This is a genomic window from Serratia sp. TSA_130.1, assembly GCF_052691795.1.
Window position 1 is genome coordinate 1,354,445 of sequence record NZ_JBQZFS010000001.1, and the last position, 24,059, is coordinate 1,378,503.

The following is a 24,059-nucleotide window of genomic DNA, read 5'->3' on the forward strand; positions in this document are numbered from 1 at the left end:
CTGCATAAAATCACTATGGACAGACAGGGTAAATGTACAGGAAGTGAAAAAACAGTAGCCTAGCTACCATGTCCGGAATCGCCGGACAATTTGCAAACACAACATCACAACCACAAGCCAAAAGTTCATCGGCGTCCTCGACACCCACTCCCTTTTCGTTCCGGCCCGGGAAGTGCCGCCACTATAGGTATTTGCTGGCGCATCCTCAACGGACAAATTATAATGGCTCGGATTAAAAAAACTAATGGCAATGCGCCGTTAGCGTTTGTCCATGGCTTGCCACACAAAGCCGCCCGATTTTCGGCGCCGAATCATTCGGATTAATGTTACACAAAAGTAGCTAATTTAATGTCTAAACGCTTACCTCCCCTCAATGCGCTGCGCGTGTTCGATGCGGCCGCTCGCCACCTGAGTTTCACCAAGGCGGCGGAAGAGCTGTTCGTGACTCAGGCCGCGGTGAGCCACCAGATCAAGTCGCTGGAGGACTTCCTCGGGCTGAAGCTGTTTCGCCGGCGCAATCGCTCGCTGCTGCTGACCGAAGAGGGGCAAAGTTACTACCTTGATATCAAGGAGATCTTCTCTTCGATCAACGAGGCGACGCGCAAGCTGCAGGCGCGCAGCGCCAAGGGGGCATTGACCGTCAGTTTGCCGCCGAGCTTCGCCATTCAGTGGCTGGTGCCGCGTCTGTCCGGCTTTAACTCAGCTTATCCGGGCATCGACGTGCGCATCCAGGCGGTGGACCGTGAAGAGGACAAGCTGGCGGACGACGTCGACGTGGCGATTTTCTATGGCCGCGGCAATTGGCCGGGGCTGCGCGCCGAGCGCCTGTATGCGGAATATTTGCTGCCGGTTTGTTCGCCGAGCCTGCTGACCGGCGATCATCCGCTGAAAACCGCAGACGATCTGGCTTATCATACGCTGCTGCATGACGTTTCACGTCGCGACTGGCTGGCCTATACGCGCCAGCTGGGGTTGCAGCACATCAACGTGCAGCAGGGGCCAATCTTCAGCCACAGCGCCATGGTGGTGCAGGCGGCGGTGCACGGTCAGGGCGTGGCGCTGGTGAACAACGTGATGGCGCAAACCGAGATTGAAGCCGGTCGTCTGGTGTGCCCGTTCAACGATGTGTTGGTCAGTAAAAATGCTTTTTATCTGGTATGTCATGACAGCCAGGCAGAACTGGGTAAAATAGCCGCCTTCCGGCAGTGGATCCTGGCGCGTGCCGCCAGCGAACAAGAGAAGTTCCGCTTCCGCTACGAACAATAAGGCCGGCCGCCGCCTTGCCGCGGCCGGTGATTTTTAATGGGATAGATCACGATGAGCAGCCGTTCCATGCTGGTTTTCGCCGCTATCAGCGGCTTTGTGTTTGTCGCGCTGGGCGCATTCGGCGCGCATGTGTTAAGCGGCACGCTGGGCGCCAACGAAATGGCCTGGATCCGCACCGGGCTGGAGTATCAGGGGTTCCACACCCTGGCCATCCTGGCGCTGGCGGTCGCGATGCAGCGCCGCGTGAGCCTGTGGTTTTACTGGAGCGGAGCGCTGTTGGCGTTCGGCACCGTGTTGTTCAGCGGCAGCCTCTATTGTCTGGCGCTGTCGCACCTGAAGGTCTGGGTATATATCACGCCGGTTGGCGGCGTGTGCTTCTTGATCGGCTGGATATTGATGTTGATTGGCGCTTTGCGTCTGAGGAAAAAGGCCGAGCGCCATGAATAAGATTGCGTTGTACTGCCGCCCCGGCTTCGAAAAAGAGTGTGCGGCGGAGATCACCGATAAAGCCGCCCAGCTGGAGATTTACGGCTTTGCGCGGGTAAAAGAGCACAGCGGTTACGTGTTGTTCGAATGCTATCAGCCGGACGATGCCGACCGCCTGGCGCGGGAGATTCCGTTCCGCGAACTGATTTTCGCCCGCCAAATGCTCGTGGTGGGTGAGCTGCTGCGCGATCTGTCGCCGGAAGATCGGGTATCGCCGATCGTCGGCATGCTGATCGGTGTGGTTGATCGCGGCGGCGAGCTGCGGGTGGAAGTGCCGGACACCAACGAAAGCAAAGAGCTGATGAAATTCTGCCGCAAGCTGACGGTGCCGCTGCGCGCCGCGATGCGTGAGCAGAAGGTGCTGATGGCGCGGGAGAACCCGACTCGCCCGGTGGTGCACGTGTTCTTCATCGCGCCGGGCTGCTGCTATGTCGGTTACTCCTACAGCAACAACAACTCGCCGTTCTACATGGGTATTCCGCGTCTGCGCTTCCCGGCCGATGCGCCGAGCCGTTCGACGCTGAAACTGGAAGAAGCGTTCCATGTGTTCATCCCCGCCGACGAGTGGGACGAGCGCCTGGCCAGCGGCATGCATGCGGTCGATCTGGGGGCCTGCCCGGGCGGCTGGACCTATCAGCTGGTGAAGCGCAGCATGATGGTGCATTCGGTGGATAATGGCCCGATGGCGCCGAGCCTGATGGAAACCGGCCAGGTGACGCATCACCGCGCCGACGGCTTCAAGTTCGAGCCGAACAGCAGCAAGATCTATTGGTTGGTGTGCGACATGGTGGAAAAACCGGCGAAGGTGACCAGCCTGATGATTCAGTGGCTGGTGAAAGGCTGGTGCCGCGAAGCGATCTTTAACCTCAAACTGCCGATGAAAAAACGCTACGAGGAAGTGTCGCAAAACCTGATGAGCATCCGCGAAGCGCTGAGCGCCGCCGGCATCAGCGCTGAAGTGCACGCCAAACAGCTGTATCACGACCGCGAAGAGATCACCGTACACGTGCGCCGCATGTGGTCGGCGGTGCCGGGCCGCCGCGACGAGCGCGATTAATCGCGTTAAACCTGATGAAGGGCGCTGCTTGCAGCGCCCTTATTGTATCGGCAGTCGCAGCTGCTGCAGGTTGCCGTCCAGCGACAGATCGGTGCGCAGCGTGGCGACTTGTTTGCTGACGTAGGCCAGCTCGCGGTGCTGCTCCAGCTTGCCGCGCCATTTCTCCGGCACCTGCTCCAGGTGCTGATAGATCCCGTCCAGACTGCCCGACTGCTGCAACAGCAGCACGGCGGTTTTCGGCCCGATGCCGGCCACGCCGGGGATCTTGCTGCTGCCGATCCCCGCTAACCCCCAGTAGTCCGGCAGTTGCTGCGGCAGCACGCCGAATTCCTGCTGCACGAAAGGCATATCCAACCAGCGTTTCTGGAAGTAATCGCGGATCTGTACGTTCGGCGCCAGCAGTTGGCAATAGCCTTTGTCGGTGGAGACGATGGTCACCTGGTGGCCGCCGCCGGCGACCTTCGCCGCCAGCGTGGCCGCCAGATCGTCTGCCTCGTTGCCGGGTGAATGCCAGCTGGCGACGCCCAGTTCGGCGAAGGCCTCACGCAGCTGCGGCATCTCCTGTTGCAGGTTTTCCGGCATCGGCGAGCGCCCGGCCTTGTAGTCCGGCAGAATTTTGTGACGCCAGCTTTCGCTGCGGTCGTCCTCGTCAAATACCGCCACCGCGTGGGTCGGGCGGCTGTGCTGAAGCAACTGCTGCAGCGCGTGGCGACAGGCGTTGACGCAAGGGGAGCCCTGTACGGCGTGAATGCGGCGGATGAGGTTCAGGGCGTCGACAATCAGTAGGTGTATCATCATGGGCGGCAAGGTCAGAAAAAACAGGGCGGCCGTTACGCCGCCCGGGATTGAGGATCAGGCGACGATTTCGTAGCAGGGCACATAGGCGCTGCCCGGCAGCTTCATGCGGTGCTGGGCGACAAAGCCCTGCAGCAGGCTGTCCATCTGCTTCATCATCTGCGGTTCGCCGTGCAGCTTGTACGGGCCGAACTGCTCAATGGCGTGGATGCCGTTTTCCTTCACGTTGCCGGCCACGATGCCGGAGAAGGCGCGGCGCAGCGCGGCGGCCAATTGCTCCGGCGGCTGGTTCGGATACAGATTGAGGTTTGCCATGTTCTCGTGGGTCGGCTCGAACGGCAGCTGCAGATCCGGTGCGATGCGGATCGACCAGTTGAAGCTGTAGGCGTCGCCGGTGTTGCGGCGGTTCTCCTTCACCAGCGGCATGGCTTTTTTCATTTGCCGTGCCACTTCCGCCGGATCGTCGATGATGATGGTGTAGTGACGGCGCGCGGCGTCGCCCAGCGTGTTCATGATGAACTCGTCCAGCACGCGGAAGTAATCGGCGCTCTCTTTTGGCCCGGTCAGGATCAGCGGCAGCACCTGCTCGCTGTTCTCCGGGTTCATCAGGATTCCCAGCAGGTACAGCAGCTCTTCGGCAGTGCCGACGCCGCCCGGGAAGATGATGATGCCGTGCGCGATGCGCACGAACGCTTCCAGACGTTTTTCGATGTCCGGCATGATCACCAGCTCGTTCACCAGCGGGTTAGGCGGCTCGGCGGCGATGATTGACGGCTCGGTCATGCCGATGAAGCGGCTGTTGCGGTAACGCTGCTGCGCGTGGCCGACCGCCGCGCCTTTCATCGGCGCTTCCATGGCACCCGGCCCGCAGCCGGTGCAGATGTTCAACTCGCGCAGGCCCAGCTGGCTGCCGACCTTACGCGCGTACAGGTATTCGTTCTCGTTGATCGAGTGCCCGCCCCAGCACACCACCATGTTGGGATCCTCATCCAGATGCAGCGTGCGCGCATTGCGCAGGATCGAGAACACCAGGTTGGTGATGTGGGCCGAGTTTTCCAGGTTCAGGTGTTGGAAACGGCCGGCGCTGGCGATTTGGCCGTGCACGAACAGAATGTCGCGCAACACGGCGAACAGGTTGGCCTGCAGTGAACGGATGATGCGGCCGTCGACGAACGCCTCTTCCGGCGGATTGACCAGCTCCAGCTTCACGCCACGCTCGCGGCGCAGCACGTTGATATCGAAGGTTTCATAGCGCGACAGCAGCTGTTTGCTGTTGTCGGTTTGGCTGCCGGAGTTCAACACGGCCAGCGAACAGTTGCGAAACAGGCGGTACAGGTCGCTGCTGGCGGTGCGCTTCAGCATGTCTACTTCCAGCTGCGACAATAAATCCATAGAGCCAAGCGGGCTGATGTGTGTAATCAAGGTAACTCCTTTGCACCCGGTGTGGGGCGGTAGTAATCCATACGCAGCAAAACAGCATCTCGTTATGGTTGGCGTGCTGCGGCGAAGCGGGCGCTCTGCCCGGCCGCAGCCTCGTTTTAACCTTACCGCCGTCCCTGCGCTTTTACCAACACAAACCGCTCGTTAGCTCAGTTGTTGAGCAATGTTTCGCACTTATTGGCGCGCCAGGCGGCCGTGCTCGGGAGCGAATGCGACGTTGCTGCGCCACGGGTTGATATCCAGTCCGCCGCGGCGGGTATAGCGGGCGTAAACCGTCAGGCTTTGCGGCCGGCAATAGCGCATCAGATCGTTGAAGATGCGCTCGACGCATTGCTCGTGGAATTCGTTGTGGTGGCGGAAGGAAACCAGATAGCGCAGCAGCGCTTCGCGATCGATCTTGCCGCCGCGGTAGCTTATCTGCACCGAGCCCCAGTCCGGCTGATGGGTGATCAGGCAGTTGGACTTCAGCAGGTGGCTGACCAATTGCTCTTCCACTACCTCTTCACCGGCGGCGTTCTGCAGGTAGTCGGCGTTGAACTCATAATTGTCGATGCGAATATCCTGCTGGTCAATGCAGTCGCCGGCCAGACGAGCGATCGGGCTGCCTTCCAGTTGGTCGACGCTGAACAGGGTGACGCTCACCTCGCCCTGGGCGCAGGCGGACAGATCGCGTTGCAGCGTGCTGCGCACCGTTTCCCAATCGGCGAACGGCGTTTGGTTGAAGCTGTTGAGATACAGCTTGAAGCTTTTCGATTCGATCAGGTTCAGGCTGTCGGCGTTGAGGCCGATCTCGCCAACCGCCACCTGCGGCAGCCCGTTGGCGTTCAGCCAGGAGAGTTCGTACAGCGTCCAGATGTCCGCGCCGTGGAAGGGCAGGTTGTCGGGATACAGCCCCAGCGGCTCGCGGTTCATGCTGCGCGGCACCGCCTGCAGCAGCGTGGCGTCGTAGCGATCGCGATAGGCGGTGGGTTTGCCCAGCGTCAGCCCTGACAGGGCCTGGTGGTCTTGATATGAGGACATCTGCTGTCACCTCGGTCAGAGATAGGTACAATGGCCGTCAGTTTAACGTATGCGAGAAAGAATATGGACCATGATGTATCGCACGCTCTGCGTGAATTCACTCAACGCTATGTCGAGTTGTGGCAGCAAGAGCGCGGCCACGCGCCGGCCAGCGAGGCGCTGTACGGCGTGCCGTCGCCCTGCATCGTGGAGAATCGCGAGGACGACGTGCTGTGGTTGCCGCAGCCTTTCGAACCGGCGGCGACGCTGGAGAAGGTCGAGGCTGCGCTGGAGCTGCGTTTGCAGCCGGATGCGCACCGTTTCTACACGCAGCAATACGCCGGTGACATGAGCGCGCAATTTGGGGAGCATCGCCTGAGCCTGCTGCAGGTATGGAGCGAAGAGGATTTCATCCGCCTGCAGGAGAATCTGATCGGCCATCTGGTGACGCAAAAGCGCCTCAAATTGTCACCGACCCTCTTCCTGGCGACCACCGAATCCGAGATGACGATGGTGTCGCTGTGCAACGTCAGCGGCAACGTGGTGCTGGAGCAGTTCGGCAGCGATAAGCGCACCTTGTTGGCGGCGACGCTGGGGAATTTCCTCGATGCGCTGCGCCCAGTGCTGGACTGAAGCGCGGCGGATTCGCCGTCGGTCGTGTAAGAGATCTCTCACACGGGCTGTGAGAGATCGCTCTTAATTTTTTTCACCTCTCTTTGGACCATGAGATTATTGTTATCCAGATCAATTGGTTAGAATTTCTTTAGGATAACTCTTAGTCTTAATTTAGTGTGAGACACCTCTCAAACCCTTGTGATTCCGGGAAATTTGAGCGATCTTATCATTACCGGCACGGACCCGGCGGAGCAGGAAAGCATCAGGATGATGCAGCTTCAGGAAGAAGAAAGGGATGCGCTCAGGCAAGAGCGAGGGATGGCGTCAGGAGATGCCCAGGATGTTTCAGGATTGAAACCAAGGACACCTCCAGGACGGAGATTGAGAGCCGGCGCAGGACTGTCGGCGGGTCAGGAAGGCTGAGGAACCGCGTCAGGACGATGCTGCAGGATGATGCAAGGACCACTTGGTCAGGATGGCCGCAGGAAAAGTTTTCAAGGATTGAGCAGGGAGCATGCTGTGTAGCGGGATGGCTATAAAACGAACCGGGGGCACTGTTAACGCAGTGCCCCCAACTTTTTGTTCTATTCCGCCTCGCGTGCGCCCCGTCTCAATCCTTCTTCCGCGTTAACCAATCGCGCCCAGCGTATCGCCTGCGCCCTGTTTTTTCGGCAGCAGGAACAGCGTGGCGTAGATATCCAGCAGGTAAATCGCCGCCAACAGGCTGATGGCGGCGGTAAACGACACCTGCGTCACCAGCGCGCCGATCACCAATGGCCCCAGGCCGCCGACGCCGCGTCCCAGATTGAACAGGATGTTTTGCGCGGTGGCGCGTGCTTGCACCGGGTAGGTATCGGAAATCAACGCGCCGTAACCGCCGATCATGCCGTTGACGAACATGCCCATCACTGCGCCGGCGAACAGCATCAGCATCGGATCGCTCAACTGGGCGTAGCCGATCACCATCACCACCGCGCCGACCTGATACAGCACGAAAATCTTCCAGCGGGCGAAGCGGTCGGCCAGGACGCCGAACAGCCAGATGCCGAACGTCATGCCGACCACCGTCACCGCCGTCCACAGGCCGGACTTGGTGAGCGAGAAGCCGAAGTTTTTCGCCAGATAAGTCGGCATCCAGATCATCAGCCCGTAGTAGCCGAAGTTCTGCACCGAACAGAGAATGAAGATGCCGATGCTGGCCTTGCTGGTGGCGCGATCCTTAAACAGCAGGCGCAAACGCTGAAGGAAGGAGAGCGGCTGCCCGGCGTCTTTTTGCCGCACGAATTCCTCCGGTTCGCCCAGCGTGCGGCGGATCAGGAATGACGCCAGCGCCGGCAGCAGGCCGACCAGGAACATGCCGCGCCAGCCGATATGTTCCAGCAGCAAAGGCGTCAGGAAAGCGGCCGCCAGCACCCCCAACTGCCAGCCCATGCCGACGTAGGCTGAAGCGCGGTTGCGTTTCTCCGCCGGCCAGGCTTCGGCGATCAGCGCCATGCCGATGCCGAACTCGCCGCCCAGCCCGATGCCCGCCAGCGTGCGATAGGCGAGTAGATCCCAATAGCCTTGCGCCACGGCGCACAGGCCGGTGAACAGGGAAAACATCAGGATGGTGATAGTCAGCACCCGGATGCGGCCGAAGCGATCGCTGAGATGGCCGAAGATCACGCCGCCCAGCACCGCGCCGATCAGCGTCCAGGTGACCAGCGAGCCGGCGGCCGATGAGGTTAATCCTAATTCGATGCTGATGGCCGGCAGCATAAAGCCGAGGATCAGCAGGTCAAACCCGTCCATGGCGTAACCGGTGACCGAGGCCAGCATGGCCTTACCGGGCGTCGCGTGATTTTTTTTCTCTGTTATTACGGACATGAATCTTTATCTGTGTGGTGAATTCGGTGGGCCTATTGTGCCGCGCGGCGGCGCACGCCACCAGATAAAAACGGCAGCCGGTCTCGGGCGCGCCAAATTTGGGCTATAAAAATGCTATGCTTTGCCGCCTTTCAGCCAGCGAGCTGAATATCATGATGAAAAGAGATCGGGAATGCAGATGAGTATACATAATCAGGTTCGCCGCAGTTTGCAGGCGATTGAACAATCCATGCGCGATTTGGCCTTGTGGCAGGCCGCGCCGCCCGAGCCTGAGGCTTTCTCCAGCACCGAGCCGTTCTGCATCGACAGCATGTCGGCCGAGGCTTGGCTGCAGTGGGTGTTTCTGCCGCGCATGTATGCGCTGTTGGACGCCGAAGCGCCGCTGCCGACGCGTTTTGCCATCACGCCTTACTTCGAGGAGGCGTTGAAGGAGCGTGAGCCGAGCAGTCTGCCGCTGTTGGTGCTGCTGCAGCAGTTGGATTTGATGTTGAATAAAGAGCCGTAATTCGCCGGCGGCGCGCAGATTTTTGCCGCCCGGCAGTGTAGAGTACTCGCGCGGATGCCGGGCAGGAGAGCCGACGGCGTCTTTCGGCTCGGTTAAACCGCGGCGGTTGACCGGGGGCTGCATTAGGATGATGAGGTGCTGCAATAATGGATTTATTAAGGTTTATCCTTCGTTTGCCTTTTACCCTGGTTAAGGGCGTTTGCCGCCTGTTGGGTGGGGTCTTGTCGCTGTTGGGGCGGTTGCTGAGACCGCTGGTCGGCAACCTCAGCTGGCGCGCGCCGGCCTGGTGGGCTGCGCTGCCGCGCGGTTTTCTGCGGCTGGAAAGCGGCGTGGATAAACATCCGAAAGCGATCGGTCTGGGCCTGCTGCTGCTGGCAGGCGCCGCGGGCGGCGCGTTTTACGGTTGGCACTGGTGGCAAAATCGGCCTCAGCCGATCGAACCGGCGCCGATGGTGGTTCAGGAGGTCAGCGCATCGCTGGCTAACCCCGCGCCGATAGATTACACCGCCGCCCGGCAAGCGCCACAAACGGTGAGTCTGGCCTTCAGCGGCTCGGTCGCGCCGATCGCCGCGGTGGGCAAAACCGTGAGCGCCGGCATCACCCTCAAACCGACGGCGGAAGGGCAGTGGGCGTGGAACAATGAATCGACGCTGGTGTTCACGCCGAAAAAGCCGCTGCCGATGGGCGCGAAATATGACGTGACCCTCGAGCCCGCTACCTTGCTGGCGCCGCAGGTCAAACTCGCCAAAACCCGCTATGCCTTCACCGTGCCTGCGTTCGGCTACCGTCTGGGGCAGGCCGAGTACTACCGCGATCCGCAGAATGCGCAGAAACGCAGCGCGATTTTCAATCTGCAGTTCAACGCGCCGGTCGACGTCGCCAGCTTTGAAAAACAGATTTCGCTGGGATTGAAAGAAGGCAGCGCCACCTCCGAGAAGAAGCTGAATTTCTCTCTGGTATATGACGAGAAAAAACTGAACGCCTGGGTGCATTCCGAGCCGCTGCAGGCGCTGGATCAGGGCGGCGCGGTACATCTGACCGTCGGCAAGGGCGTTAAATCGACGGCGGCCGGCAACGCGGTCGAAGAGGCGAAAAGCAACTGGGTCAAGGTTCCTACCCTGTACAGCCTGGCGCTGAGCGACGCCAGCGCCCAGGTGGTGGACACCGACGGCGGCAAAGGGCAGCGTGCGCTGGTGGTTGGTTTCAGCGATGCGGTGAAGGATAAAGAGCTGGCGCGAGCCGCGAAAGCCTGGCTGCTGCCGCAGCACGATCCGAGCGATGCCGAGGCCGCCAATGATGCTGAAGACTTTTACCCATGGACGGTAGACAGCGTCGGCAAGAACGTGCTGGCGCAGGCGACGCCGCTGCCGTTGACGCTTAACGAGGCGGAAGAGGCCTATCAGCCGCAGTTCAGCTTCCGTTTTGACGCCCCGGCGCACCGCTTTATGCTGCTCGAGATCGATAACCAGCTGATCTCCGCCGGCGGTTACAAAATGCCGAAGAAGGTTTATCGGGTGGTCGAAGTGCCGGAGTTCCCGAAATCGCTGCAGTTCATGTCGCAGGGCTCGCTGCTGTCGGTCAACGGCGACAAGCAGATCAGCGTGGCGGCGCGCAACGTGGCGGGCCTGCGGCTGGACATCAAGCGGGTGATCCCGAGTCAGCTGCAGCACATTGTTTCCTTCAAAAGCCGGGAATACTCGTCCACGGAATTCAACCGGCTCAACGATGAGTATTTCACCGAGCATTTCAAATACCAGACGGCCCTCAACAACGAGCGGCCGGGGGAAGTGAACTATCAGGGCATCGATCTTTCCCGCTATCTCTCCACCAACGCCAGTTCCCATCGTGGGGTGTTTCTGTTGACGCTGTCGGAATGGCAGCCGAATCGCAAACCGGCGGCGGAAGAGGCGGGTGCCGAGCAGGAGCAGGAACAAGATGAAAGCGAAGGGGAAGAGCAGCCCGACGTCGGCGATTCGCGTTTTGTGGTGGTGACCGATCTGGGCATCGTCGCCAAGAGCTCGCAGGATAAGACGCGCGACGTCTTCGTGCAGTCGATCCAAAGCGGTGCGCCGGTCAGCGGCGCCAACGTATCTGTGGTGGCCAAAAACGGCGTGACGCTGCTCAGCCAAACCACCGGCGCCGACGGCCACGTGCGTTTCCCGGCGCTGGATGTGTACACCAACGAGCGCCAGCCGGTGATGTTCCTGGTGGAGAAAGAAGGGGATGTCTCCTTCCTGCCGACCGGCAGCTATAACGATCGCGGGCTGGATTTCTCGCGCTTCGACGTTGCCGGTGAACAAACGCCGACCGATCCGCGCACGCTCAGCAGCTACCTGTTCTCCGACCGCGGCGTGTATCGGCCGGGAGACACCTTCAATATCGGCCTGATCACTCGCGCCGCCGACTGGCGCGTTGGCCTCGCCGGCGTGCCGGTGCGCGCCGAAATTCGCGATCCGCGCGACAAGCTGATGTCCACCGTGCCGCTGACGCTGGGCGCCAGCGGTTTCAACGAACTGAGCTATACCACCGATGAAAACTCGCCCACCGGCGAGTGGAACGTTTATCTGTATCTGATCGGCAAAAACAACGACACCTCCACGCTGCTCGGCCATACCGCAGTCAATGTGAAGGAGTTCGAGCCGGATCAACTGAAAGTGAAGCTGGCGTTGACGCCGGACCGCCAGCAAGGCTGGGTCAAGCCGTCTGAGCTGAAGGCCAGCATCGATGTGCAGAACCTGTTCGGCACCCCGGCGCAAGATCGCCGTGTGACCACCAGGCTGACGCTGCGGCCAATGTATCCGAGCTTCGATCGCTTCCCGGATTATGCGTTCTACGAAAACCGACAAAACAGCGACGGGTTCGAAACCGAGCTGGAAGATCGCACCACCGATGAACACGGCGCGGCTGATATTCCGCTCGATCTGAAATCTTACGCCGACGCCACTTATCAGCTGCAGCTGTTGTCGGAGGCGTTCGTTGCCGGCGGCGGTCGCTCGGTGGCGGCTACCGCCCGTACGCTGGTTTCGCCTTACGATTACCTGATTGGGGTGAAGGCCGACGGCGATCTGGGCTACATCAATCGCGATGCGGAGCGGCATCTGAACGTGATCGCCATTGATCCGGCCTTGAAACAGATCGCCATGCCGAACCTGAAGCAGGTGCTGATCGAACAGAAATACATTTCGGTGCTGACCAAACAGGATTCGGGCGTTTACAAATACCAGTCGAAGATGAAGGAAGTGCAGCTCTCGGAACAGCCGCTGGCGCTGGGCGATCAGGGCGCGGATCTGCGGCTGGCGACCGATAAGCCGGGCGACTTCGTGCTGGTGATCGAAGATGCGCAGGGCAAGACGCTCAACCGCGTCGCCTACAGCGTGGCCGGCAACGCCAACCTGAGTCGTTCGCTGGATCGCAACGCCGAACTGAAGCTAAAACTCAACCAGGCGGAATACCAGCCCGGTGAAGAGATCGAGGTGGCGATTAACGCGCCCTATACCGGCAGCGGCTTGATCACCATCGAGAAGGACAAGGTTTACGCCTGGCAGTGGTTCCACACCGACACCACCAGCTCGGTGCAGACGATCCGCGTGCCGGCCGGCATGGAGGGCAACGGCTACATCAACGTGCAGTTCGTGCGCGACATCAACTCCAGCGAGATCTTCATGAGCCCGCTGAGCTATGGCGTGATGCCGTTCAAGATCAGTATCAAGGCGCGCCAAAACAGCCTTGAGGTGACGGCACCGGAGGTCATCAAACCGGGTGAAAACCTGACGATGACGGTCAAGACCGATGCGCCGCAGCAGGTGGCGCTGTTCGCCGTCGATGAGGGTATTCTGCAGGTGGCGCGTTATCGCCTGAAGGATCCGCTGGAGTTCTTCTTCAGCAAGCGCGAACTGAACGTGAGCAGCTCGCAGATCCTCGATCTGATCCTGCCGGAATTCAGCAAGCTGATGGCGCTGACCGCGGCGCCGGGCGGCGATGCGGGCGAAGGGCTGGATCTCAACCTCAACCCGTTCAAGCGCAAGCGCGATAAGCCGGTGGCCTATTGGTCCGGCATTACCGAGGTCAGCGGCGAGAAACAGTTCGTCTATCCGGTGCCGGATTACTTCAACGGCAAGATCCGCGTCATGGCGATTTCGGTGACGCCGGAGAAAATCGGCAAGGCGCAAACCGCCGCTACGGTGCGCGACAGCTTCATCATGACGCCGAACGTGCCGGCGATGGTGGCGCCGGGCGATGAGTTCGACGTCAGCGTGGGCGTCAGCAACAACCTCGAAGGGCTGAACGGCCAGTCGGCAGCCATCAACGTCCTGCTGACGCCGCCGCCGCAATTGGAGGTGGTGGGCAACGCGACGCAAAGCCTGACGCTGGCGGAAAAACGCGAGGGCGTGATCGCCTTCCGTCTGCGCGCCAAAGCCGTTTTGGGCGATGCGCCGCTGGTGTTCGACGCCCGTTACGGCGACCAGGCCAGCCGTCGCACCGTCAGCACCTCGGTGCGGCCGGCGGCGCCGTACCGTACTCAATCGGTGATGGGGCGCATGAGCGGCGGCAGCCAGAACGTCGATGGCCTGCGCCAGATGTTCGACGCTTTCGCGCAGCGCCGGGCGGCGGTGTCGAATTCGCCGCTGGTGCTGACCAGCGGGTTGGCGCAATACCTGGCGGATTATCCGTATTACTGTTCCGAGCAGATCGTCAGCCGTTCCATTCCGCTGATGTTGCAGAGCCGCCATCCAGAGATGAAAGGCAGCCTGAGCCAGGCGGAAGTCAGCAAGCAGCTGCGCAACCTGCTGGGCGTGCTGCGCGCCCGTCAGAACGACAGCGGGGCGATCGGCGCCTGGCGTTCGTCGCCGGATGCCGATCCTTTCGTCACGCCTTATGTGGTGCAATATCTGCTCGAAGCCAAAGCGGCGGGTTACGCCCTGCCGGAAGGCATGCTGGACGAAGCTAACGGCGCGCTGCGCGAGCTGGCGGCCAGCGGTTTCGATGATCTGTATCTGCTGCGCCTGCGTAGTTGGGCGGTCTACCTGCTGACGCTGCAGGGCGAAGTGACCACCAACTCGCTGGCGGCCGTGCAGGATACGCTGCAAAAACGCTATGGCGAAGGGTGGAAAACCGATCTGAGCGCGCTGTATCTGGCCTCTTCCTATCGTTTGTTGAAGATGGACGACGAAGCCGCCGCGCTGTTGCAACCCAGCTGGCAGCAACTGAGCAAAGCCTATGACAGCGCCTGGTGGACGCAGAACTATTTCGATCCGCTGGTGCAAGATGCAACGCGTTTGTATCTGATTACCCGTCACTTCCCGGAGAAGGTGGCGTCGATTCCGCCGCAGGTGCTGGAGAACATGGTCAAGGCGCTGAAGGAAGAGCGTTACACCACCTACTCTTCCGCGATGAGCATTCTGGCGCTGGAAAGCTATTCGGCCCAGGTGGCGGCGCAATCCGCCAATGCGGACGCATTAGGCATCGTGCAGGTAGATAAAGCCGGCGGTGAGCCACAGCGCATCAGTGAGCTGCAGGGGCTATTCGTTCAGGGGCAGTTCAACGCTGATGCCACCGCCGTGCGCTTCACCAACGGCGGCAATGCGCCGGCCTGGTATGTGGTGACGCAGGCCGGTTACGATCTGAACGCGCCGCAAAAAGCGCTGTCGCGCGGGATTGAGATCGTCCGCGAGTACACCGACGAACAGGGCAAACCGGTGACGCAGGTGACGCTGGGGCAGAAGATCAACGTCCATCTGAAGGTGCGCGCCAACTCGAAAGAGGGGCAGAGCAACCTGGCGATTGTCGATCTGCTGCCGGGCGGGTTCGAAGTGGTGCAGCAGACGCCGCCGGAACCGGCCGATGCCGGTGAGGAGAGCGACGATCGCGGCGGCTGGCAGTCGCCGCTGGCCGCCACCGGCTCCACCTGGGCGCCGGATTACAGCGACATCCGTGAAGATCGGGTGATTATCTACGGCAGCGCCGGCACCGAGGTGCAGGAGTTCGTCTATCAGATCAAGGCCACCAATACCGGCAGCTTTATTATTCCACCGGCCTACGGCGAAGCCATGTATGACCGAGAAGTGCAGGCCATGTCGGCCGGCGGCGGCAAGCTGGTGGTGGTGCCGGCGGGCAACGACTAGGCCGTATCCGGCGCCAGGCCAGCGTCTGGCGCCGGAATGCTGAGAACGTATGAAGATCCTGACCGGGCGCGTGCTGCAAAACGGCTTGATGGCGGTGTTTTTACTGGCGCTGCTGTTGACCGCAATTCGGCTGTGGCCGCATCCGCCCCTGTGGCAGGGGCTGCCGCAGTCTTCCGTTTATTACGACAGGCACGGCGCACTGCTGCGCATTACGCTGGCCAACGACGATCGCTACCGGCTGTGGACCCCGCTGGAGCAAGTGTCGCCGCTGGCGGTGCGCGGGTTGCTGCTGCACGAAGATCGTTGGTTCTACTATAACCCCGGCTTTAACCCTGTCAGCCTGATGCGCGGTTTCTGGCGCAGCTATGTCGCCGGCGGCAAAATGCAGGGCGGTTCGACCATCAGCATGCAGCTGGCGCGGATGCGCTGGCATCTCAATACCCGTACGCCGGGCGGCAAGGTGTTGCAGGTGCTGCGTGCGGTGCAGCTGGAACTGAGCTACTCCAAGCGCGATATCCTGGAAGCCTATTTGAATTACGCGCCCTACGGCCGCAACATTGAAAGCATCGGCGCCGCCAGCCTGATCTATTTCGCCAAGCCGCCGCGGGAGTTGACTCTGCCGGAGGCGCTGACGCTGGCGGTCTTGCCGCAGTCACCCAGCTACCGTCTGGAGCCGAAAACCGGCGTGCTCGGTGCCGCATTGACGCAGGCGCGCAATCGTCTGTTCCAGCGTTGGCAGCGGGTTTACCCCACCGACGCCAGCCAGCAAACGCTGTTCCGCCTGCCGTTGGCGCTGCGGCAGCCTGAACAAGTGCCTTATATCGCACCGCACTTTATCGAACAGCTGCGCCTGCAGACGCAGCAACTGGTGCAGCGCGATACCCGCGTAGACACGACGCTGGACGCCGGGCTGCAGCGGCTGGTCGAACGGCAGGTCAACGCTTTTATCGCCCGCAACCGCAGCCGCGGCATCCAAAACGCCGCGGTGCTGCTGGTGGACAGCCGCGATATGGGGGTGCGCGCGCTGGTGGGCTCGGCGGACTATTACAATCGTCCGATCCAGGGGCAGGTGAACGGCACCAACGCCAAGCGTTCGCCGGGATCGACGCTGAAGCCGTTCATCTACGCGCTGGGCATGGAGCAGGGCGTGCTGCATCCGATGACCATTCTGAAAGACGTGCCTTCGTCGTTCGGCGCCTATGCGCCGGAAAATTTCGACCGGCGTTTTCTCGGCCCGGTGACCGCCACCGACGCGCTGAATTTCAGCCGTAACATCCCGGCGGTCTATGTCGCCTCACAGCTGCGTCAGCCGACCTTTTATCAGTTTTTGCGCCTGACCGGCGTCGCCAATATGGCCAATGAGAGCCACTACGGACTGTCGCTGGTGCTGGGCGGCGGCGAGGTGACGGCGCAGGAGCTGGCGAAGCTGTACGCGTTGCTGGCGAACCGCGGCGAGCTGCGGCCGCTGCGATTGCGGCTGAACGAGGGTGAACCGAGGCCGGTGCGGCTGTTGAGCGAGGAGGCCAGTTTCATCACGCTGGATATGCTGCGCCAGCACCGGCGGCCGGGCGATACGCTGGCGCAGCGTTCTTCGTCGCTGCCGGTGTACTGGAAGACCGGCACCTCATGGGGCTTTCGCGACGCCTGGAGCGTCGGGATTTTCGGCCCTTACGTGCTGGTGGTGTGGGAAGGCAACTTCGATGGGCGCGGCAACAATGCGTTGGTCGGCGCCGAGGCGGCCGCGCCGCTGTTTTTCAATATCATCGACAGCGTCAACGCCAGCTATCCCGCCCTGCGGGAACCGAAACATCCGTTCCCCAAGCGGCTGCGGCGGGTAGACATCTGTCTCGCCAGCGGCGATCTGCCGACGCCGTGGTGCCAGCAAAAGGGCAAGACCTGGTTCATTCCCGGCAAGTCGCCGATCAAGGTAGACAGCGTCTACCGGCCGGTGGTGCTGGATATTCACAGCGGCGAGGTTGTTTGCCCGCCGTATGACGCGGCGCAGACCCGCACCGAAATTTTTGAATTCTGGCCTTCCGATTTGGCCAACGTGTTCGCCCAGGCCGGGCTGCCGAAGCGGGCGCCGCCGGTCAATCGCTGCAAGGACAACGGCATCGCCGTCGGCGGCAACGCGCCGCGCATCACCTCGCCGTTGAAAAACACCACTTATACCCTGCGCCAGTCGCAACAGGGACGGGACAAAATCGCCTTCAATGCGGTGACGGACGCCGACAGCAAGACGGTGTACTGGTTCGTCGACGATATCTATCTCGGCAGCAGCGCCAGTAAAAAACCGATCGACTGGCGGCCGATCAACAACGGGCGCTACCGCATTCGGGCGGTGGACGATCGCGGCCGCGCCGATACGCGCCTGGTGACCATCGAATGGGTGAACTAGCGTTGCGTCTCATGCCTGTTATACTCGCGCCCGAAACGGCTATTGACCTGGGAATGCGATGTGATTGAGATTTTGTATCAGGATGAACACCTGGTGGCGGTGAACAAACCGTCGGGCTGGTTGGTGCACCGCAGTTGGCTGGACCGTCATGAAACTCGCTTTATGATGCAGACGGTGCGCGATCAGCTCGGGAAGCACGTCTTTACCGTGCACCGTCTCGATCGCCCGACGTCCGGCGTGCTGCTGATGGCGCTCTCCAGCGAGGTGGCGCGCCTGCTGTCGCAGCAGTTCGAGCAGCATCAGGTGCAGAAAACCTACCATGCGGTGGTGCGCGGTTACGTGCAGGAGGAGGCGACCCTCGACTACCCGCTGACGGCGGAGCTGGATAAAATCGCCGATAAACATGCCGATGCCGACAAGGGGCCGCAGCCGGCCGTGACGCACTACCGGCCGTTGGCGCAGGTAGAGATGCCGGTGGCCGTCGGCCGCTACGACAGCGCGCGTTACAGTCTGGTGGAACTGCAGCCGGAAACCGGCCGCAAACATCAGCTGCGGCGCCATATGGCGCACCTGCGCCACCCGATCATCGGCGACAGCAAGCACGGCGATCTGCGGCAGAATCGCGGGATGGCGCAGCATTTCGGTTGCCCGCGCCTGATGCTGCACGCCAGCCATCTGCAGCTGACGCACCCGGTGACCGGCGAGCCGCTGCAGGTAACGGCGCGCTGGGACGAGGCCTGGCAAGGGGTGATGGCGCAGTTCGGCTGGGCGGGGGTATTCCCTGAACTTGCCGGGGTTGAGTTTAGCGCGGCTAACGGTCAGGATAGCTGACAATTTTTAAAGGTAATGAAGGGAGTAGGAGCCATGGCTCAGGTTGGTATCTTCGTGGGAACGGTCTACGGCAATTCGCTGCTGGTGGCGGAAGAGGCGCAAAACATCCTCAGCGAGCAGGGCCATGAGGTCAAACTGTTCGAAGAGGGCACGCTGGAGGCCTGGCAGTTTTATCGTCAGCACTACGCGCTGGTGATCACCTCCACCACCGGGCAGGGCGATCTGCCGGACAGCATCGCGCCGCTGTTCCACGCTATCCGCGATCAGGTTGGCTATCAGCCGGAGCTGCGCTATGGGCTGATCGCCCTCGGCGACAGCAGCTATGACCACTTCTGCGGCGCCGGGCGCACGTTCGATGCGCTGCTGCAGGAACAGGGCGCCACCCGCGTTGGCGAAGTGCTGGAAATCGATGCGATGGAACAGCCGGAGCCGGAAGTGGCCGCCTGCCCGTGGGTCGAGCAGTGGGGCACGCTGCTGCAGTCATAACGTAAAAAGGCGCCGTAACAGGGCGCCTTAACGATGATGCGGGTCAGCCGATCCGCATTATTTGCCGCGGGTGAGTTTTTCCAGATCGGCTTCGATCTCGGCAATCTTGTGCGACACCACGCCTTCGAGATGGCGCAGGTCGTCGAGGATTTTACGCTTCAGATCCACTTCCACCTGATCGCGCTGGCACAGCTGATCCAGCTCGTCGATCACGTAACGCAGGTTCGGGTTGATCTCGTGAATTTCCTTGTAGCCCTGGCCGGCGTTGTCCGCCACCACGGTTTTACGCTGGCGCGGATACTTGAACTTCACGCTCTTGGCGAAGAACTCGCCCTTGTCCTTGCGGAAATAGATCTTGAGGATGTCGTTGTTGGCCTCTTGACGCAGGCTATAGCGATCGACGTCTTCCGGTTGATTGATGCCCAAACTCTTCAAGTTATCGTACATACTGCGCCCTCTTTAGATGTGATCGTTATATTCCACGACTGCGATTATGGCGGAAAGCGAGATCTGCGACTGTGACTGCCAGCGAAACGCAGACAAAAAAATAGCGGGTGAATCACCCGCTATTTCAATTTAGTCGATAGTACGCAATAACTCATTAATGCCGACTTTACCGCGCGTTTTGGCGTCGACTTTCTTGACGATCACCGCGCAGTACAGGCTGTAAGAACCGTCTTTCGACGGCAGGTTGCCGGAAACCACCACCGAACCCGCCGGCACGCGGCCGTAATGGATTTCGCCGGTCTCGCGGTCATAGATGCGGGTGCTCTGGCCGAGGTAGACGCCCATCGAAATCACCGAGCCTTCTTCCACGATCACGCCTTCCACCACTTCGGAACGCGCGCCGATGAAGCAGTTGTCTTCGATGATGGTCGGATTGGCCTGCAGCGGCTCCAGCACGCCGCCGATGCCGACGCCGCCGGACAGGTGAACGTTTTTGCCGATCTGCGCGCAAGAACCGACGGTGGCCCAGGTGTCGACCATGGTGCCTTCGTCGACGTAGGCGCCGATGTTAACGTAAGACGGCATCAGCACGGTGTTGCGAGCGATGAACGCGCCCTGGCGCACGGTGGCCGGCGGCACGACGCGGAAGCCTTCCTTCTGGAAGCGCGCTTCGTCGTAGTCGGCGAATTTCATCGGCACTTTGTCGTAGTAGCGGGTTTCCGCGCCGTCCATCACCTTGTTGTCGTTGATGCGGAAAGAGAGCAGCACGGCTTTCTTCAGCCACTGGTGGGTGACCCATTGACCGTCGATCTTCTCGGCGACGCGCAGGGCGCCGCTGTCCAGCAGGCCGATCACCTGGTTTACCGCTTCGCGCGTTACGGTGTCTACGTTCGCCGGGGTGATGTCCGCACGGCGTTCGAAGGCGCTTTCAATAACGTTCTGTAATTGCTGCATGCTGTTCTCTTTCCTGATGTTGTCGGTAAAAAGTTACTTGTATCACATTTTATCGTTTGGGGTGAGGGCCTCTGTCAACCGTTGCTCCAACTTTCTGCGCGTTTCTTGGTCGAGCGCGCGCCGCTCGCCGTCGGCCAGGATAAACAAATCCTCGACCCGCTCGCCGATGGTGGAAATGCGCGCGCCGTGCAGCGACAGCCCCAGATCGGCGAACACTTCGCCCACCCGCGCCAGCAGGCCGGGTTGGTCGAGCGCGGTCAGCTCCAGGTAGCTGCGGCGATCGGTGTGGGTCGGCAGGAAGGTGACCTCGGTCGGCACGCTGAAGTGGCGCAGCTTGGAAGAGGGGCGGCGCACGCGCGGCGGCTGGTACTCACGCTGGGTGATGGCCTGCAGCAGCGCCTGGCGGATCGCCGCGTGGCGATCCTGCGCCAGCGGGCTGCCGTCCGGCTCCAGCACGATAAAGGTGTCCATCGCCATACCGTCGCGGTTGGTGAAGATCTGGGCGTCGTGCACGCTCAGGTTGCGGCGATCCATCTCCCCGGCAACGGCGGCGAACAGATAAGGACGATCCGGGCTCCAGATGAAGATCTCGGTGCCGCCGCGCGTCGCCTGGCGGCTGACCAGCACCAGCGGCTGGGTGGAATCGTGGGCCAGCAGATGGCGGGCGTGCCAGGCCAGCTGATTCGGCGAGTGGCGCAGGAAATAGTCGGCGCGGCAGCGGCTCCAGATGCGGTGCAGCGCCTCTTCGTCGATGTTGTCCATGCGCAGCAGCGCCAACGCCTGCAGCCGGTGGTGGCGCACGCGTTCGCGCAGATCCGGGCTGTTTTGCATGCCGCGGCGCAGCTGTTTCTCGGTGGCGAAATACAGCTCGCGCAACAGGCTCTGCTTCCAGCTGTTCCACAGGGTTTCGTTGGTGGCGCAGATATCCGCCACCGTCAGGCATACCAGGTAGCGCAGGCGAGTTTCGCTCTGCACTTCGCTGCTGAACTGCTGGATCACCGTCGGATCCTGGATATCGCGGCGCTGCGCGGTGACCGACATCAGCAGGTGGCAGCGCACCAGCCAGGCCACCAGTTGGGTTTCTCGCGAGTTGAGGCCGTGCAGCTCGGCGAACTCCACCACGTCCTCCGCGCCGAGGATCGAGTGATCGCCGCCGCGCCCTTTGGCGATATCGTGGAACAAGGCCGCCAGCAGCAGCAGTTCCGGGTGCGGCAGGCGCGGATACAGCTCCACGCACAGCGGATGGCGCGGCCGGGTTTGCGGATCGGCGAAGCTCTCCAGCTTCTGCAGCACCCGGATAGTGTGTTCGTCGACGGTATAGGCGTGGAACAGATCGAACTGCATCTGCCCGACGATCTTGCCCCACTGCGGCATATAGGCCCACAGCACGCTGTGACGGTGCATCGGCACCAGCGCGCGCGACACCGCGCCGGGATGGCGCAGGATGGCCATGAACAGATCGCGCGCTTCCGGGATGGTGCACAGCGGCTGTTTCAGGTGGCGGCGCGCGTGGCGCAGCTGGCGCACGGTGGTGGAGTAAATGCCTTTGATCTCGCGGTTGCGCACCATCAGGTAGAACATGCGCATGATGGCTTGCGGCTCGCGGATGAACAGCGTTTCGTCACGCAGATCGATCAGATCGCCGCGCAGTTGGAAATCGTCGTTCAGCGGACGCGGTTTTTCGGTGGCGTCCAGCGCCAGGATGGCTTCGTCGAACAGCTGCAGCAGCATGTGGTTCAGCTCGCTGACGCGCCGCGTCATGCGGTAGAAGTCTTTCATCATGCGCTCGACCGGCTCGTTGCCTTCGCCTTCATAGCGCAGCAGCTGCGCGACGCTGAGCTGGCGATCGAACAGCAGACGGTTGTCGTAACGCGGCAGCACCAGGTGCAGCGCAAAGCGGATGCGCCACAGGAAGCTCTGGCATTCGTTCAGCTCGTTGCGTTCGGCCTGGGTGAGAAAGCCGAAGCCGACCATTTCGTCCAGCGAGGTGGCGCCGAAGTGGCGGCGCGCCACCCACAGCAGCGTGTGGATGTCGCGCAGGCCGCCGGGGCTGCTTTTGATATCCGGCTCCAGGTTATAGCTGGTGCCGTGGTAGCGCTGATGACGTTCTTGCTGCTCGTTGATCTTGGCGTGGAAAAACTGCGGCGAAGGCCAAAAGCCGTCGCTGAAGATATGTTTTTGCATCTGCAGGAACAGCGCGACGTCACCGCAGATCATGCGCGATTCGATCAGGTTGGTGGCCACGGTCAGATCCGCCAGCCCTTCCAGCAGACACTCTTCCAGGGTGCGCACGCTGTGGCCCACTTCCAGCTTGAGATCCCACAGCAGGGTGATGAATTCGCCGACCCGCTGCGACTGTTGCTCTGTCAGCCGGCGCTGGCTGAGCACCAGCACGTCGATATCCGACAGCGGGTGCAGCTCGCCGCGGCCGTAGCCGCCGACCGCCACCAGCGCGGTTTCCGGGATATCTTCAAAGCCGTAGAACGTCCACAGCCGGCGCAGCAGGCGATCGATGAAGTCGCTGCGCGCCGCCACCAGGCTTTCTGCACTGGAGCCGGCGTCGAACGCCGCCGCCAGCCACAGCTGAAACTGTTCCAGCCGCTGTTTCAGCACCGGGCAGGTGAGCTCGTCGTCGCCGTAGGCGCTGGGGGAGGCGGGCGGCATCGGCACGGCCGGGGCCGCCTGTTGAAGAAGATTGTCAGACATAGTGCGCAGCCCATAAAAAAGGCCGGCATAAGCCGGCCTGGTGATATTCTGCACGCGGCGTTCGCCGCGGTGCTTACATCTCGTGCGTAATGATGTTGGGGATGGTGTCATCCTTGCGCAACGTCATTATCTCGCAGCCGTTATCAGTCACCACAATAGTATGCTCATACTGCGCCGACAAGCTGCGATCTTTGGTTTTTACCGTCCAGCCGTCTTTCATGGTGCGGATGCGGTAGTCGCCGGCGTTGACCATCGGTTCGATGGTGAAGGCCATGCCCGGCTGCAGCACCACGCCGCCGTCGTCCGCGTCATAGTGCAGCACCTGCGGCTCTTCGTGGAACACTTCGCCGATGCCGTGGCCGCAGTACTCGCGCACCACGGAGAACTTCTCGGCTTCGACGAATTGCTGGATAGCCTTGCCCAGGGTGCGCAGACGGATGCCCGGTTTGACCATCTTCAGCGCCAGATACAGGCTTTCCTGAGTAACGCGGCACAGGCGCTCGCCCAGAATGGTCGGTTTGCCGACGATGAACATCTTCGAGGTGTCGCCGTGAAAACCGTCTTTAATCACGGTCACGTCGATGTTGACGATGTCGCCGTCTTTCAGCGTTTTGTCGTCGCTCGGGATGCCGTGGCACACCACTTCGTTCACCGAAATGCACACGGATTTCGGGAAGCCGTGATAGCCGAGGCAGGCGGAAATGGCCTGCTGCTCGTTGGTGATGTACTCGTGACAGATACGGTCCAGCTCGCCGGTGGTCACGCCAGGTTTGACGTGCGGCTCGATGATCTCCAGCACTTCGGCGGCCAGGCGGCCGGCCACGCGCATTTTTTGGATGTCATCAGGTGTTTTAATTGAGATTGCCATGAAATTCGTCCGCAGGTGTCGTTATCGTCGACAATAAGAAGCAGTGACTTATGGTATCAGCCCGGCCGGGGGCTGCCAAATTTCATTTCCTGACGCCCGGCGAAACGCAACAAAAGTTGGTGTCGGCGGCGGGTTTATGGTATAAAGCGCGCCGGCGATCCGTGTCTTGGTTCTTGTGACCTGGCGGGAATGAGCCGAAAATACTTTAACTGCACTCA

17 protein-coding genes are annotated in these 24,059 nt (G+C 61.2%); 9 read left to right on the forward strand and 8 right to left on the reverse strand.

Annotated elements, in window-relative coordinates; genetic code table 11:
- Positions 1-348 precede the first annotated feature (348 nt).
- The 3 genes from ACUTQY_RS06340 to rlmM are packed head-to-tail and all read left to right on the forward strand — an operon-like array spanning position 349 to position 2,809.
- Positions 349-1,266, forward strand: a complete 918-nt coding sequence (locus ACUTQY_RS06340; protein ID WP_004931894.1) for a transcriptional regulator GcvA — start codon at positions 349-351, stop codon at positions 1,264-1,266.
- 51 nt (positions 1,267-1,317) lie between these two features.
- A complete protein-coding gene (locus ACUTQY_RS06345; RefSeq protein ID WP_004931896.1) occupies positions 1,318-1,713 on the forward strand; it encodes a DUF423 domain-containing protein in 396 nt (131 codons plus the stop codon).
- Complete coding sequence (gene rlmM, locus ACUTQY_RS06350; protein ID WP_342188430.1) at positions 1,706-2,809, forward strand: 23S rRNA (cytidine(2498)-2'-O)-methyltransferase RlmM; 1,104 nt, start codon at positions 1,706-1,708, stop codon at positions 2,807-2,809. The genes ACUTQY_RS06345 and rlmM overlap by 8 nt, the downstream gene beginning before the upstream one ends.
- Positions 2,810-2,848: 39 nt before the next feature.
- Here the strand turns inward: rlmM and xni are convergent, their stop codons facing one another.
- From xni to queF, 3 genes are all read right to left on the reverse strand, one after another.
- Positions 2,849-3,607 (reverse strand): flap endonuclease Xni, encoded by a 759-nt coding sequence (gene xni / locus ACUTQY_RS06355; RefSeq protein ID WP_046687718.1) that lies wholly within the window; start codon positions 3,605-3,607, stop codon positions 2,849-2,851.
- Between the two features lie 54 nt (positions 3,608-3,661).
- Positions 3,662-5,026, reverse strand: a complete 1,365-nt coding sequence (ppnN, locus tag ACUTQY_RS06360; RefSeq protein WP_019455737.1) for a nucleotide 5'-monophosphate nucleosidase PpnN — start codon at positions 5,024-5,026, stop codon at positions 3,662-3,664.
- A 192-nt stretch (positions 5,027-5,218) separates the two neighbouring features.
- A complete protein-coding gene (gene queF / locus ACUTQY_RS06365; protein WP_046687717.1) occupies positions 5,219-6,064 on the reverse strand; it encodes an NADPH-dependent 7-cyano-7-deazaguanine reductase QueF in 846 nt (281 codons plus the stop codon).
- Positions 6,065-6,127: 63 nt separating this feature from the next.
- Here queF and syd point away from each other — a divergent pair, with 63 nt between their 5' ends.
- Positions 6,128-6,676, forward strand: a complete 549-nt coding sequence (gene syd / locus ACUTQY_RS06370) for a SecY-interacting protein (protein WP_033644866.1) — start codon at positions 6,128-6,130, stop codon at positions 6,674-6,676.
- A gap of 609 nt (positions 6,677-7,285) precedes the next feature.
- Here syd and ACUTQY_RS06375 read toward each other — a convergent pair.
- Positions 7,286-8,524 carry an MFS transporter gene (locus ACUTQY_RS06375; RefSeq protein ID WP_033644867.1) on the reverse strand — a complete coding sequence of 413 codons (1,239 nt, stop codon included), beginning with the start codon at positions 8,522-8,524 and terminating at the stop codon, positions 7,286-7,288.
- A 178-nt stretch (positions 8,525-8,702) separates the two neighbouring features.
- Between ACUTQY_RS06375 and ACUTQY_RS06380 the strand changes: the two genes are divergently transcribed.
- From ACUTQY_RS06380 to ACUTQY_RS06400, 5 genes are all read left to right on the forward strand, one after another.
- Positions 8,703-9,029: a YqcC family protein gene (locus ACUTQY_RS06380; RefSeq protein ID WP_033644943.1), complete on the forward strand. Its 327-nt coding sequence runs from the start codon at positions 8,703-8,705 to the stop codon at positions 9,027-9,029.
- A gap of 146 nt (positions 9,030-9,175) precedes the next feature.
- Positions 9,176-15,151 (forward strand): alpha-2-macroglobulin, encoded by a 5,976-nt coding sequence (locus ACUTQY_RS06385; protein WP_046687716.1) that lies wholly within the window; start codon positions 9,176-9,178, stop codon positions 15,149-15,151.
- A 49-nt stretch (positions 15,152-15,200) separates the two neighbouring features.
- Complete coding sequence (gene pbpC / locus ACUTQY_RS06390) at positions 15,201-17,549, forward strand: penicillin-binding protein 1C (protein WP_033644869.1); 2,349 nt, start codon at positions 15,201-15,203, stop codon at positions 17,547-17,549.
- A gap of 60 nt (positions 17,550-17,609) precedes the next feature.
- Positions 17,610-18,380 (forward strand): tRNA pseudouridine(65) synthase TruC, encoded by a 771-nt coding sequence (gene truC / locus ACUTQY_RS06395; protein WP_042785783.1) that lies wholly within the window; start codon positions 17,610-17,612, stop codon positions 18,378-18,380.
- Between the two features lie 33 nt (positions 18,381-18,413).
- Positions 18,414-18,866: a flavodoxin gene (locus tag ACUTQY_RS06400; RefSeq protein WP_033644870.1), complete on the forward strand. Its 453-nt coding sequence runs from the start codon at positions 18,414-18,416 to the stop codon at positions 18,864-18,866.
- A 57-nt stretch (positions 18,867-18,923) separates the two neighbouring features.
- Here ACUTQY_RS06400 and ACUTQY_RS06405 read toward each other — a convergent pair whose 3' ends face one another.
- From ACUTQY_RS06405 to map, 4 genes are all read right to left on the reverse strand, one after another.
- Positions 18,924-19,313: a DUF3461 family protein gene (locus ACUTQY_RS06405; protein ID WP_004931929.1), complete on the reverse strand. Its 390-nt coding sequence runs from the start codon at positions 19,311-19,313 to the stop codon at positions 18,924-18,926.
- A 129-nt stretch (positions 19,314-19,442) separates the two neighbouring features.
- The gene (dapD, locus tag ACUTQY_RS06410; RefSeq protein ID WP_004931932.1) at positions 19,443-20,267 is read right to left on the reverse strand and encodes a 2,3,4,5-tetrahydropyridine-2,6-dicarboxylate N-succinyltransferase; all 825 of its coding nucleotides are present in this window, start codon (positions 20,265-20,267) and stop codon (positions 19,443-19,445) included.
- Positions 20,268-20,309: 42 nt separating this feature from the next.
- Positions 20,310-22,973 carry a bifunctional uridylyltransferase/uridylyl-removing protein GlnD gene (glnD, locus tag ACUTQY_RS06415; RefSeq protein WP_033652507.1) on the reverse strand — a complete coding sequence of 888 codons (2,664 nt, stop codon included), beginning with the start codon at positions 22,971-22,973 and terminating at the stop codon, positions 20,310-20,312.
- A gap of 73 nt (positions 22,974-23,046) precedes the next feature.
- Positions 23,047-23,841 carry a type I methionyl aminopeptidase gene (gene map, locus ACUTQY_RS06420; RefSeq protein WP_028127527.1) on the reverse strand — a complete coding sequence of 265 codons (795 nt, stop codon included), beginning with the start codon at positions 23,839-23,841 and terminating at the stop codon, positions 23,047-23,049.
- Between the last annotated feature and the right edge of the window lie 218 nt (positions 23,842-24,059).